The organism is Streptomyces sp. G7(2002), assembly GCF_028870195.1.
In the GTDB taxonomy this organism is placed as follows: Bacteria; Actinomycetota; Actinomycetes; order Streptomycetales; family Streptomycetaceae; genus Streptomyces; species Streptomyces nigrescens.
Window position 1 is genome coordinate 4,059,935 of the sequence record NZ_CP102609.1, and the last position, 11,864, is coordinate 4,071,798.

10 protein-coding genes are annotated in these 11,864 nt (G+C 71.8%); 7 read left to right on the forward strand and 3 right to left on the reverse strand.

Annotated features, from left to right (window positions below; genetic code table 11):
- Nucleotides 1–12 precede the first annotated feature (12 nt).
- On the forward strand, nt 13–939 hold the full coding sequence (locus NUT86_RS16775) for an ABC transporter substrate-binding protein (RefSeq protein ID WP_148592585.1): 927 nt from the start codon (nt 13–15) through the stop codon (nt 937–939).
- Here the strand turns inward: NUT86_RS16775 and NUT86_RS16780 are convergent.
- Together NUT86_RS16780 and NUT86_RS16785 are read right to left on the reverse strand one after the other, a co-directional pair.
- The gene (locus tag NUT86_RS16780; protein ID WP_266447447.1) at nt 917–1,957 is read right to left on the reverse strand and encodes a sigma-70 family RNA polymerase sigma factor; all 1,041 of its coding nucleotides are present in this window, start codon (nt 1,955–1,957) and stop codon (nt 917–919) included. The genes NUT86_RS16775 and NUT86_RS16780 overlap by 23 nt on opposite strands.
- 157 nt (nt 1,958–2,114) lie before the next feature.
- Entirely contained in the window at nt 2,115–3,158 is a 1,044-nt protein-coding gene (locus tag NUT86_RS16785) for a LacI family DNA-binding transcriptional regulator (RefSeq protein WP_018093132.1), read from the reverse strand.
- Between the two features lie 228 nt (nt 3,159–3,386).
- On the opposite strand from NUT86_RS16785, the gene NUT86_RS16790 reads away from it, so the two are divergent.
- The 4 genes from NUT86_RS16790 (at nt 3,387) to NUT86_RS16805 (ending at nt 6,836) form a co-directional block, all read left to right on the forward strand.
- Nucleotides 3,387–4,304: an amidohydrolase family protein gene (locus tag NUT86_RS16790; RefSeq protein ID WP_274736080.1), complete on the forward strand. Its 918-nt coding sequence runs from the start codon at nt 3,387–3,389 to the stop codon at nt 4,302–4,304.
- The gene (locus NUT86_RS16795) at nt 4,301–4,858 is read left to right on the forward strand and encodes a cysteine dioxygenase (protein WP_018093130.1); all 558 of its coding nucleotides are present in this window, start codon (nt 4,301–4,303) and stop codon (nt 4,856–4,858) included. The genes NUT86_RS16790 and NUT86_RS16795 overlap by 4 nt, the downstream gene beginning before the upstream one ends.
- A gap of 109 nt (nt 4,859–4,967) precedes the next feature.
- On the forward strand, nt 4,968–6,380 hold the full coding sequence (locus tag NUT86_RS16800) for a purine-cytosine permease family protein (protein ID WP_159488054.1): 1,413 nt from the start codon (nt 4,968–4,970) through the stop codon (nt 6,378–6,380).
- A 42-nt stretch (nt 6,381–6,422) separates the two neighbouring features.
- A complete protein-coding gene (locus NUT86_RS16805) occupies nt 6,423–6,836 on the forward strand; it encodes a hypothetical protein (protein ID WP_018093128.1) in 414 nt (137 codons plus the stop codon).
- 356 nt (nt 6,837–7,192) lie between these two features.
- Here the strand turns inward: NUT86_RS16805 and NUT86_RS16810 are convergent, their stop codons facing one another.
- Nucleotides 7,193–8,581, reverse strand: coding sequence for a cystathionine beta-synthase (locus NUT86_RS16810; protein ID WP_026170264.1), 1,389 nt, complete (start codon nt 8,579–8,581; stop codon nt 7,193–7,195).
- A gap of 197 nt (nt 8,582–8,778) precedes the next feature.
- Between NUT86_RS16810 and NUT86_RS16815 the strand changes: the two genes are divergently transcribed.
- Nucleotides 8,779–9,792 carry an SGNH/GDSL hydrolase family protein gene (locus NUT86_RS16815; protein WP_109890219.1) on the forward strand — a complete coding sequence of 338 codons (1,014 nt, stop codon included), beginning with the start codon at nt 8,779–8,781 and terminating at the stop codon, nt 9,790–9,792.
- 204 nt (nt 9,793–9,996) lie between these two features.
- Nucleotides 9,997–11,217, forward strand: a complete 1,221-nt coding sequence (locus NUT86_RS16820) for an acetyl-CoA C-acetyltransferase (protein ID WP_018093125.1) — start codon at nt 9,997–9,999, stop codon at nt 11,215–11,217.
- The last annotated feature ends 647 nt before the right edge of the window (nt 11,218–11,864 follow it).

The following is an 11,864-nucleotide window of genomic DNA, read 5'->3' on the forward strand; positions in this document are numbered from 1 at the left end:
GGAGTCCCGCCCATGAACCGTCGTACCGTCCTGACCACGCTCCTCGCCGGCGCCTCGGCCCCGCTGCTGGCCGCCTGTTCCTCCGGCATCACCTCCCTCAAGGGGGACGGCGTCGGGGGCGACAGCGGCAGCAGCAGCGGCGGACTGACCATCGGCACCGCCAACTTCACCGAGAACCAGATACTCGGCTACCTCTACGCGGGCGTGCTGAACGCCGCCGGGGTCAAGACCACCGTCAAGCCCAACCTCGGCTCCCGCGAGATCGTGGTCCCCGCACTGCGCTCCGGCGATATCGATCTGCTCCCCGAGTACCAGGGCAGTCTGCTGCTCTACCTCGACAAGAAGGCCACCGAGACCGAGGCGGGGGCGATGCAGAACGCGCTGGCCACGGTGTTGCCGAACGGCCTGGAAGTCCTCCCGTACGCCGCCGCCGAGGACCGCGACAGCTTCGCGGTGACCCGGGAGACCGCCGACCGCTACGGGCTCAAGACGCTCGCCGATCTGCGCAAGGTCAACGGCAAGCTGGTGTTCGGCGCCGCCGCCGAGATGAAGAAGCGGGTCGTCGGCGTCGTCGGCCTCAAGGAGCAGTACGGCGTGGAGTTCAAGGAGTTCAAGGCGCTGGACTCCTCCGGTCCGCTGGTCAAGGGCGCGCTGAAGAAGGGCGACATCGATATCGCCAATGTCTTCACCACCGATGTCGACACCGCGGAGAACGGCTGGGTCCTGCTCGGCGACCCCAAGAACCTGATCCCCGCCCAGCACATCGTCCCGCTGATCGCCTCCCGCAAGGCCGACTCCAAGGTCCGCAAGGCCCTCGCCCGCCTCGGCAACACCCTCACCACCCCACAGCTCACCGAGCTCAACCGCCTCGTCGACAAGGAGAAGCGCGACCCGGACCGGGTGGCCGAGGCCTGGCTCAAGAAGCAGAAGCTGGGCTGACCCCGGTGCCGTCGTAGCGGAGCGGCAGTCCGAAGAGCGGGAACAGCCGCTCGGTGTCCAGGAAGCACTGCAGTGCGGTGACCCGGCCGTCCGCCGCCTCGATGACCTGGATCGCCCAGGGCGTGCCGTCCGCGCGGTACTGCCCGAACGCCGCCCGGCCGTTCGCCCTGACCGGCACCAGATGCGACCCCTCGCAGCCGCAGCCCGGTCCCAGCAGCCACTTCAGGATGTCTGCGCGGCCGCGCAGCCACAGCGCGTACGGCGGCATGGACAGCGTGGAGTCCTCGTGCAGCACGGCCGTGAGCGCGTCCATGTCGAACCGTTCGAAGGCGTCGACATAGCGCCGGAGCAGCGCCTGCTGGGCGTCGTCCAGGGGCTGTGGCGAGGCGTCGGCGGTGGTGTCACCGGACGCGGCGAGGGTGGCACGGGCCCGCTGCAGCGCGCTGTTGACCGAGGCGACCGAGCTGCCCAGCAGTTCGGCGACCTCGCTCGCCGACCAGCTGAGCACCTCCCGCAGGATCAGCACCGCCCGCTGCCGGGGCGCCAGCCGCTGCAGCGCGGAAATGAAGGCGAGCCGGACCGACTCCCGGGCGACGGCGGTCTCCGCCGGGTCCCCCGCCGACGCCAGCACCCGCTGGTCCGGCACGGGCCCGATCCAGGTCGTTTCGGGCAGCCCCGTGCCGATCGGGCTGTCCACGCTGGACGGGGAGGCGAGATCCATCGGCCGGGCCCGGCGCTGGCTGCCCTTGAGCAGATCCAGGCAGACGTTCGTGGCGATCCGGTAGAGCCAGGACCGCAGCGAGGAGCGGCCCTCGAACCGGTCGTAGCTGCGCCAGGCCCGCACCATGGTCTCCTGCACGGCGTCCTCGGCCTCGAACGCCGATCCCAGCATCCGGTAGCAGTAGCCGGTCAGCTCCGTACGGTGCTCCTCCAGCCGGTCCGCCGGCTCCCCTTGCGACGCGCCCGGCCCGGCACCGTCCGCCGTCGCGGCTCTGCTTTGCGCCGTGGCTTCGCTCATCGAGGACCGTTTCATCGAGGACCTGCCCATCCGCCCGTCGGCCGACCGGTACACACGCCCGACCGTACCGGAGCGCCCGGCACCAGTCTGCTCCCCGGCCCTGCGCCGTGCAGCCGGAGAGCGGGCGCGGCGGCCTTCCGGGACTCGCCCCGCGGCGTCACTCCCGCCGGAGCTCCACCGCCGACCCGCGCTCCGAAAGGCGCGGGGCGCACAGGATGCGTTTGCGGCGGACCCGGCGGCCCTCGATGGCGGCGACCGCGAGGCGGGCGGCTTCCTTGGCGATCTCGGTCAGGCCCCAGTCGACGGTGGTCAGGGGCGGGGTGAGGACCCGGGAGACGGGGTGGTCGTCGAAGCCGACGACGGAGAGGTCGCGGCCGACGGTGAGGGAGGCCTCGGCGGCGGCCGCGTAGACGCCGTAGGCGATGGAGTCGGAGAAGCAGAAGACGGCGGTGGGCGGGGCGAGCGCACCGGCCGGCCGGCGGCCGTCCGGGCTGTTGGCCAGGACCCGGCGGGCCATCGCGGTCGCCGCGTCCAACTCCTGGGGGCAGGGCAGGACTTCGACCTCGATCCCGAGACGGTCGGCGGCCTCGCGGACATAGACGTCGGCGGGGCGGTCGGGGGTGGAGGGGCCGGTGGGGGTCAGCACGGTGACCCGGCGGTGGCCCAGCCCGCGCAGGTAGTCGAGGACGGCGTCGATGCCCGCCCGGTTGTCGAAGAGCACCTCGCCCGCCGTACGGGCCCGGCTCAGCGCATCGCCGATGGAGACCACCGGCACGGCGTCGGCGATCTTCGACCAGCCCTCGGCCGACGGATCGACGGGCGACACCAGCAGGCCGTCCACCCGCTGGTCACGGAGCTGTTTGGCGAGGGTCAGTTCGCGTTCCGGGTCGCCGCCCGCGTCGAGGATCAGCGCATAGCGGTCACCGGCCAGCAGCTCGCGCCCTATGGCCGCCATCAGCTGCTGCTGCCACAGGTCCTGCAAGTCGCCGGCGAGCACCCCGACCGTGCTCGTACGGCCGCTGGCGAGCGCCCGGGCGATCGGGTCGGCCTCGTAGCCGAGCTCGGCGGCCGCCTTGCGCACCCGCTCCTCGGTCTCCTTGGAGACATGCTTGCCGCGCAGCGCGTAGGAGACGGCGGCGGTGGAGAGTCCGGTGGCCTCGGCCACCTCGCGGAGGGTGGTGCGCTTATTGGGCCTGGCCATGTCCGGAAGCCTACCCAAGGAGGGCGCCGCACCCGGCCGCGATACGACTCCACGATGCGACGTCCCGGGGGCGACCACGGCCCGGCGAATCGGCTGCGGCCTTGACAGCGGCTGCTGTTAACCGTTTCACTTAAACGTATCAGTTAATCGGTTAAGTGAAGCGTTTCAGGACGGCGGAACCTCCCGTGTACCCCGTCCGTCCGACCGCGCCGCCCCGGAGGGAGGCCCGTGCCCACCGACGTCCACCAGCACCTCTGGCCGCCCGAGTTCCTCGCCCTGCTGCGGTCCCGCACCGCGCCGCCCCGGCTCGACGGCTGGACGCTGCACCTGCCCGGTGAGCCGCCGTACGCCGTCGACCCCGCCGACCACGACATCGCGGCCCGCGCCCGGCTCGCCCGCGCCGACGGCCTGGACCTCGCCCTGGTGTCGCTCTCCAGCCCGCTCGGCATCGAACATCTGCCGCCCGCGGAGGCCGGCCCCCTGCTCACCGCGTTCCATGACGGCGCGCTGGACCTGCCCGCACCCTTCGGCGTCTGGGCCTCGGCCTGCCTCTCCGCCCCCGAGCCGGACACCGCGGCGCTGCGGCGCGAGCTGGCGCGCGGCTGCGTGGGCCTCCAGCTCCCGGCCACCGCCCTGCTCGACGCCGCGGGCTGGGCCCGCTGCGCACCGCTGCTGGAGGTCGCCGCCGAGCAGGGCAAACCGCTGTTCGTCCACCCCGGCGCGGCCCCGGCCGCCGAATCCGCCGCGCCCGCCTGGTGGCCGGCCCTGGTCCCGTACGTCCAGCAGCTGCACGCCTCCTGGTTCGCCTTCCGCGCCTTCGGCCGGCCGTGCCACCCGGACCTGCGGGTCTGCTTCGCGGCGCTGGCCGGCCTGGCGCCGCTGCACGGTGAGCGGCTGGTCGCCCGCGGCGGCGGCCGGGACCGCGGCCGGGTGGACTGCCGTGCCTTCTACGAGACGTCCTCCTACGGAACCCGTGCGGTGGACGCCCTCGTACGGGCCGTCGGCATCGATGTGGTCGTCAGCGGCAGCGACCGCCCGTATGCCGCCCCCGTCCTCCCCGACCTCGGCGCGGACGCCGCCGTCCACGCCCTGCGCCATGCCAACCCGGCCCGCCTGCTGGGCCCGACGAAAGGAGCCCGCCCATGACGGACACCGCCTCCCAGGCCGACACCGCCCGTGAGGTCCCCGACGGCGAGCAGCCGTTCACCGCACTGCCCGAGCGCAACCTCGGCAAGCGTGAGCTGCAGGCCCTGGTCGACCAGCTCGCCGCGCGCCCTGACCTGTGGCGCGAGCAGGTCGCGTTCTCCGACACCGAGCGGCACTACGCCTCGCTGTACCGCGACGAGTTCGTCGACGTCTGGCTGCTGTGCTGGACCCGGCAGAACGACACCGGCTGGCACGACCACGACCTCTCCTCGGGGGCGGTGCGCGTCGTCCAGGGCGTCCTGACCGAGTCCAATCCCCGGATCGGCGGCGAGCACCTGGCCACCGCGGTCGGCGCGGGCTCCTCGTTCTGCTTCGGGCCGGACCACATCCACCGGCTCACCGGCGCGACCGACGACGCGGTGTCGGTGCACGCCTACTCGCCGCCGCTGTGGCGCCTGGGCCAGTACGACATCACCGAGGACGGGCTGATGCGGCGGGTCTCGGTCTCGTACGCGGACGAGCTGCGGCCGATGGACGCGACGACGGCCGCCTGAGCCGGCCGTTACCAGTAATTAACCGCGGTAATCGATCCCACCTATTGACCTTCCATTCACCGCCATCGATCCTGCATGAATCCATACAGGCGCGACCCGAGGCGGACTCATGGCAGGTGTGGTCGAACAGCGCTCGATCGACGTCGTCCCCGACGACGAACGGCACGGCAGCGCGGTCAGCCAGTTCACCCTCTGGCTGGGCGCCAACCTCCAGATCACCGCCGTCATCACCGGCGCCCTGGCCGTCGTCTTCGGGGCGAACGCCTTCTGGTCGCTGATCGGGCTGCTGCTCGGCAACCTCCTGGGCGGGGCGGTGATGGCACTGCACTCCGCGCAGGGGCCGCGGCTCGGACTGCCGCAGATGATCACCTCCCGGGCCCAGTTCGGGGTGCGCGGTGCGGTGGTCCCGCTGGCGCTGGTCATCGTGATGTACATCGGGTTCTTCGCCAGCGGCAGCGTGCTGGCCGGGCAGGCGGTCGGCGAGCTGACCCACCTCGGCGAAACGCCGGGGATCGTGCTCTTCGCCGCGGTCACCGCCGTCGCCGCGGCCGTCGGCTACCGCCTCATCCACACCCTCGGCAAGATCGCCGGCCTGGTCTGCGCGCTGGCCTTCGTCTACCTCGGCATCCGGCTGGTGCAGCGCGCCGACCTGGGCGCCCTCCTCGCCGACCACCACTTCGCACTGCCGGTCTTCCTGCTCGCCGTCTCGCTGTCGGCCTCCTGGCAGCTGGCGTTCGGCCCGTACGTCGCCGACTACTCGCGCTACCTCCCGCGGCACACCTCGGCGCGCGCCACGTTCTGGTGGACGCTGTCCGGCTCGGTGCTCGGCTCGCAGTGGTCGATGACGTTCGGCGCGCTGGCGGCCGCCGCGGCGCCGGCCGCGTTCGTGGGCCACGAGGTCAGCTACATCGTCGGCCTGGGCGGCGCCGGACTGATCGCCTCGTTCCTCTACTTCGCCATCGCCCTCGGCAAGCTCACCATCAACATCCTCAACACCTACGGCGGCTTCATGTCGCTGGTCACCAGCGTCAGCGGCTTCCGGGGGCAACGCACCCTGTCGCCCCGCGGCCGCTCGGCCTACATCGCCGGGATCATGGTGGCCGGCACCGCCGTCGCCCTCCTGGGCAAGGACTCGTTCCTGACGTCCTTCAAGGACTTCCTGCTCTTCCTGCTGACCTTCTTCACGCCCTGGTCGGCGATCAACCTCGTCGACTACTACCTGATCTCCAAGGAGCGTTACGACATCCCGGCGCTCAGCGACCCGGCCGGCCGCTACGGCGCCTGGAACGTCCGGGCGCTGACGGTCTATGTCCTCGGTGTGCTCGCCCAGCTCCCGTTCCTGGTCACGCACTTCTACACCGGCCCGCTGGTGGCACCGCTCGGCGGCGCCGACATCTCCTGGCTCGTCGGACTCGCCGTACCGGCCGTCCTGTACTGGTTCGCCGCCCGAAACGACACCGCCCGCACGGCCGGGCCCGGCACGCCCGACGGGGAGCGCTCCCCCGCCCAATTGGGGGGTTAGCCCCAGCGCGCGGCCCGCCCGCCGTCCGTAATCTCTTGCAGCATGGCGACACACGACCCCGATCTGCGCAAAGAACTCGACGCGACCCTCCAGACGCGCAAGGAGCTGGGGCCGGAGTACGAGTCGGAGCTCCTGGAGTCCTTCCTGGAGAAGCTGGACGCCAACGTCGACCGGCGGGTGCGGCGGCAACTCGCCGAGCAGCAGATCCAGGTGGCGCGCGGCACCCTGCCGCCCCGCCGCACGGGCCACGGCAGGGAGTTCTGGGAACGGTTCGGGGTCGCCGCCCTCTCGCTGCTGCTGGCCATCCCGCTGTCCACGGTCGCGGCGGTCCACACCGGGCTGCCGGGCCTGCTCGTGACTTGGGCCGGGATCGTCGGCGTCAACGCCGCGCACGGCACGGTCCGGTGGAATCCGCTGCGCCCGCGTACGGACCGCCGCGACGGCGCGGCGGACTGAGACTCCATCGGGAGCGGTGCGGGGAGGGTGCGGGGAGATGTTGCGGGGACCGCCGCACCCCGGCCGGAGCCGGGGGCGGGACGACGGCGGTCCCCGCAAGGGACGCGCGCCCGGGTCAGGGCCGGTCGTCGCATCCGGGCGGCGACGGTGGAGGTCCGGGAGCCGCTCCGGAGGTCCTTGTCGCCGTACGACCAATGTGCCCGACGCGTGTTAAGCCCGTGCTGCCGGCACATGACGCATACGTACACCTTGCGGCGACCGCCCGTTTCCTGACGGCCACTTGACGCCGTGACGGGAACGGGCCGGGGCCGCGACACCCGGCGGCCGCCACGGGGGACGGCCGCCGGGCACCACTGCTACTTGCCGGCCTCGCGCGCCAGATAGGCCAGCAGGTCCTGCCGGCTCACCACGCCCTTCGGCTTGCCCTCGACGAGGACGATCGCGGCGTCCGCCGTCTCCAGAACCGCCATCAGATCGGCGACCGGCTCGCCCGAGCCGACCTGCGGCAGCGGCGGGCACATGTGCTTCTCCAGCGGGTCGGTCAGCGAGGCGCGCTGGGTGAACAGCGCGTCCAGCAGCTCGCGCTCGACGACCGAGCCGACGACCTCGGCGGCCATCACATCGGGGTGCCCGGCGCCCGGCTTGACGATCGGCATCTGCGAGACGCCATACTCGCGCAGCACCTCGATCGCCTCGCCGACGGTCTCCTCCGGGTGCATGTGCACCAGCGAGGGCAGCGCGCCCTCCTTGTGCTGCAGCACCTCGCCGACCCGGGCGGCGGCGCCGCCCTCCTCCAGGAAGCCGTAGTCGGCCATCCACTCATCGTTGAAGATCTTGGACAGATAGCCGCGGCCGCTGTCCGGCAGCAGCACGACCACCACATCGTCCGGGCCGAGCTTCGCGGCGACCTCCAGCGCACCCACCACGGCCATCCCGCAGGAGCCGCCGACCAGCAGGCCCTCCTCCTTGGCCAGCCGCCGGGTCATCTGGAAGGCGTCCTTGTCCGAGACCGCCACGATCTCGTCCGCGACCGTACGGTCGTACGCCGTCGGCCAGAAGTCCTCACCGACGCCCTCGATCAGGTACGGGCGCCCGGAGCCGCCGCTGTAGACGGAGCCCTCCGGGTCGGCGCCGATGACCTTGACCTTGCCGTCGCTGGCGTCCTTCAAATAGCGGCCGGTGCCGCTGATCGTGCCGCCGGTGCCGACACCCGCCACGAAGTGGGTGATCCGCCCGTCCGTCTGCGCCCACAGCTCGGGACCGGTCGTCTCGTAGTGGGAGCGCGGATTGTTCGGGTTGCTGTACTGGTCGGGCTTCCAGGCACCGGGCGTCTCACGCACCAGCCGGTCCGAGACGTTGTAGTACGAGTCCGGGTGCTCGGGGTCCACGGCGGTCGGGCAGACCACCACCTCGGCACCGTAGGCCCGCAGCACATTGATCTTGTCCGTGGACACCTTGTCCGGGCAGACGAAGATGCACTTGTAACCCTTTTTCTGGGCGACGATCGCCAGGCCCACACCGGTGTTGCCGGAGGTGGGCTCGACAATCGTGCCGCCCGGCTGAAGCTCACCCGACTGCTCGGCGGCCTCGATCATCCGCACGGCGATCCGGTCCTTGACCGACCCGCCCGGGTTGAAGTACTCGATCTTCGCCAGGACGGTGGCCTGGATACCTCGAGTGACGTTGTTGAGCCGCACGAGCGGGGTGTTGCCGACTAGCTCAATCATCGAATCGTAAAACTGCACGGTGGTCTCCGCGGTCGGGGGCACGCTCTCCTGCGCCCGTGCGGCCAGCCTATTGCCCGGGTCCGTTAGAGGAGGGGTGCGTTGCGTTCCGTGCAGGAACGGGCAACACCCTGTTGTAGGAGTTCTTGCCGATTCAAGCGCGCGTCCGGCCCGCGGGGCCGTGGCGCGCCCGCGCTGCACGGGGAGGTGCCCGGCCCATGCCGATGACGATGTCCAGGGCGAGAGTGGCCCGGCGGATCGCCACCGCCGCCGCGTTCGGCGGCGGCGGGGTCGGGCTGCTCGGCGTCGCCACCGTCGGGGTGCTGCTGACCGAGGTCCGACTGGCCCGCCGTACGGTCGGCGGCTCCAGCGACATCCCACCGTGCGCCGACGGCCGCTACGGCGCCGCCTTCGGCCACCGCACCGACCGCCCGCCCCTGCGCCTGGGCTTCCTCGGCGACTCCACCGCCGCGGGCCAGGGGGTGCACCGCGCCTCCCAGACACCGGGCGCCCTGCTCGCCTCCGGCCTCGCCGCGCTCTCCGAGCTGCCCGTCGACTTCCGCAACGTGGCGCTGCCCGGTGCGCAGTCCGACGACCTGGAGCGCCAGGTGGAGCTGATGCTGGCGGCGGGCACCGAGGTCCCGGACGTCTGCGTCATCATGATCGGCGCCAACGACGTCACCCACCGGATGCCGCCCGCGCAGTCCGTACGCCATCTCTCCGAGGCGGTGCGCAGACTGCGCGCGGCAGGCTGCGAGGTGGTCGTCGGCACCTGCCCTGATCTGGGCAGCGTCGAGCCGGTCTACCAGCCGCTGCGCTGGGTGGCCCGGCGGCTCTCCCGGCAGCTGGCCGCCGCCCAGACCATCGGCGTGATCGAGAGCGGCGGCCGTACGGTCTCCCTCGGCGATCTGCTCGGCCCCGAGTTCGAGGCGCGTCCACGGGAGCTGTTCGGGCCGGACAACTACCACCCCTCGGCCGAGGGCTACGCCACCGCCGCGATGGCCGTGCTGCCGACGCTGTGCGCCTCGCTCGGCCTGTGGCCGGAGGAGGAGCGTCCGGAGCCCGCCCGGGGCGAGGGCATCCTGCCGGTCGAGCAGGCGGCCGCCGAGGCGGCTTCCGAGGGCGGCACGGAGGTCACCGCCTCCCGGGCCCCCTGGGCGCTGCTCAAGCACCGCAGGCGCCGTCAGCTGCCGGCGGCGGAGACGACGGATCCCTCGTCCGTCACCCCGTGAGGGACCGGGCGGCGGCCCGGCGGTGAGCGACGCGCACGGGAACGGGCGGGGCCCTACGGGAATACCCGGCGGCCCCGCCCCGTTCCCATAAGCGCCCGCTTAGAAAAGAGGCCCGCATCACAGCACGCACCCCGTGACCTCAGCAGTACGTGCAGGTAACTTCCCTCACAGTCCGCCCTTTTCCCGCGCACCTGGAGCCGTGTGATGCCCGAAGCCGTGATCGTCTCAGCCGCCCGCTCCCCGATCGGCCGCGCCTTCAAGGGCTCGCTGAAGGATCTGCGGCCGGACGACCTGACCGCGAAGATCATCGAAACCGCGCTCGCCAAGGTCCCCGAGCTGGACCCCACCGACATCGACGACCTGATGCTCGGCTGCGGCCTCCCCGGCGGCGAGCAGGGCCACAACCTCGGCCGCATCGTGGCCGTCCAGATGGGGATGGACCACCTCCCGGGGTGCACCATCACCCGTTACTGTTCCTCCTCGCTCCAGACGACCCGCATGGCGCTGCACGCCATCAAGGCCGGTGAGGGCGATGTCTTCATCTCGGCCGGTGTCGAGACGGTCTCGCGCAGCGTCAAGGGCTCCTCCGACGGCCTGCCGGACACCCACAACCCGCTCTTCGCCGACGCCGAGGCCCGCACCGCGGCGCGCGCCGAGCAGGAGGGCGCCGACTGGCACGACCCGCGCGAGGACGGCCTGATCCCGGACGCCTACATCGCCATGGGCCAGACCGCGGAGAACCTCGCCCGCCTCAAGGGCGTCACCCGCCAGGACATGGACGAGTTCGGCGTCCGGTCCCAGAACCTCGCCGAGAAGGCGATCAACGACGGTTTCTGGGAGCGGGAGATCACCCCGGTCACGCTGCCCGACGGCACGGTCGTCTCCAAGGACGACGGCCCGCGCGCCGGGGTCACCGTCGAGGGCGTCTCCGGCCTCAAGCCGGTCTTCCGCCCCGACGGCCTGGTGACCGCCGGCAACTGCTGCCCGCTGAACGACGGTGCCGCGGCGCTGGTCATCATGTCCGACACCAAGGCGCGCGAGCTGGGCCTGACCCCGCTGGCCCGGATCGTCTCCACCGGCGTCTCCGGCCTCTCCCCCGAGATCATGGGCTACGGCCCGGTCGAGGCCAGCAAGCAGGCCCTGCGCCGCGCCGGCCTCTCGGTCTCCGACATCGACCTGGTCGAGATCAACGAGGCGTTCGCCGCCCAGGTGATCCCCTCCTACCGGGACTTGGGCATCGACCTGGACCGGCTGAACGTCAACGGCGGCGCGATCGCCGTTGGCCACCCCTTCGGCATGACCGGTGCCCGTATCACCACCACCCTGATCAACTCCCTTCAGTGGCACGACAAGCAGTTCGGCCTGGAGACGATGTGCGTGGGCGGCGGCCAGGGCATGGCGATGGTCATCGAGCGGCTGAGCTGACCCGCAACGGGGAGTGAGGGCCGGCCTCCCGGCCCCACCCCACGGGTGTGCGCGGCAAAACGGACCAACTTCCGCCCCGCGCACACCCTTCGCGCTCGAATGAACACGGGCGGCGACACGGCGTGACCTGCGCCACTCGGTAACGAGATCGCGACCCAATCTCCCCCAGGATTGTGACCAACGCCCTGGGGGAGCAGTGTTCTTGCAGGTCAGCACGGGGGCAGCCGTACTCACGAGCCCCTGACTCCTCTCCATTTCGGGACATACGGCACGAGGTGCGGTCGCCGACCACCGGCAGCCTGATGTAGGAAGTCGGAGAACAATCTGCTAACGGGAGTACGCCGGTGACCGAGCCGCTACCAGGCGTGATCCCGAGCGAGCGCGTCAAGGGGGTCCCCGTCCGACCGGGCCGGGGACAGTCCGTGTACCGATGCGCGGCCCGTGGGACCAGGGCCGCCGAGCGACGTGGGGAGGACGCATGAGCGAGTGCCCCGATCGAATCGAGAGGTGCGCGTCTCGCGCATGCGGGACCGAACGGAGAGAGGTTTCGGCGTGAGCGAGCGCAGCGAGCGAACCATTGAAGGGGGCGCGCCTCGCGCATGCGGGGCCGAGCGAAGCGAGGATTCGGCGTGAGCGAGCTCTGCGAG